This is a genomic window from Sphingomonas sp. Ag1 (assembly GCF_000980895.1).
Lineage (GTDB): Bacteria > Pseudomonadota > Alphaproteobacteria > Sphingomonadales > Sphingomonadaceae > Sphingomonas > Sphingomonas panaciterrae.
Genome location: NZ_LAZX01000005.1, coordinates 1 through 1,123, shown reverse-complemented (window position 1 = coordinate 1,123; position 1,123 = coordinate 1). Strand labels below are relative to the sequence as shown.

Genomic DNA, 1,123 nt, shown 5'->3' with positions numbered 1-1,123 from the left:
CGCCCGATCCTGATGACCAGCTTCGCCTTCATCCTTGGCGCGGTGCCGCTGCTGATCGCCACCGGTGCCGGCGCGGAGCTTCGCCAGGCGCTGGGCACAGCAGTGTTCTTCGGGATGATCGGCGTCACCGGCTTCGGCCTGATCTTCACCCCCACTTTCTACGTCGTCTGCCGCGGACTGGCGGAGCGGATCGGGCGCGGTCGTCGCCGCCCCGCTGCCGACACCGACTCCACGCTGCAGCCGGCCGAATGAGGAGCGAACCGATGCTCAAGAGCTTCACCAAGTTGATGGTCGCCGCTTCCGCGCTGACGCTGGCGGCCTGCGCGACCGGGCCGGATTATGCGCGGCCCGCCACGCCGGGCACCGCCACCGCGCCGTTCGTCTCGACCAGCGCGGCGGTCTCGACCGCCGCGCCGGCCGAGGATTGGTGGCGGCTGTACCAGGATCCGGTGCTCGACGGTCTGATCGCCGATGCGCTGGCGGCGAACACCGACGTGCGCGTGGCGGTGGCACGGCTGGCCCGGGCGCGGGCGGCGCTGCGGGAGGTGCGCAACGATCGCCTGCCACAGGCGAACGTCGGCGCCAGCGCGACCTACAACCGCTTCTCCCAGGTGCAGCGCGCGCCCGGGCTGAACAGCGAAAGCTGGCTGATCGATGGCGGGCTGGACGTCTCTTATGAGGTGGACCTGTTCGGCCGCGTCAGCCGCAACGTCGAGGCGGCGCGCGGCGACGTCGGCGCGGCCGAGGCGGATGCCGAGGCCGTGCGCGTGTCCGTCGTCGCGGAAACGACGCGCGCCTATGCCGATGCGGCATCGGCGGCCGAGCGGCTGGCCGTGGCGGAGCGAATCGTCGCCTTGCTCGACCAGTCTCTGCGCGTCACCGAGCGGCGCGTTGAGGTGGGCATGACGACGCCGCTCGACGCGACGCGCATCGCCGCGCTGCGCGACCAGCGGCGCGCCGACGTGCCGACGATCGCTGCCGAGCGGCAGGCGGCGCTGTTCCGGCTGGCGACGCTGACCGGACGCACGCCGCAGGAGCTCCCGCCGGTCGCGGCACAGCGCGACCGGATGTTGCGCCTCGACCAGCCGATCCCGGTCGGCGACGGGGCAGGGCTGCTCGCCCG

Annotated in this window: 2 protein-coding genes; both read left to right on the top strand. The window is 73.0% G+C overall.

Annotated features, from left to right (window positions below; all coding sequences use genetic code 11):
• On the top strand, positions 1–252 hold a 252-nt coding region (locus XM50_RS00055; protein WP_156167004.1), incomplete at its 5' end, for an efflux RND transporter permease subunit.
• A gap of 11 nt (positions 253–263) precedes the next feature.
• Positions 264–1,123 (top strand): TolC family protein (locus XM50_RS00050; RefSeq protein ID WP_046406270.1); only part of this gene is annotated, 860 nt, incomplete at its 3' end.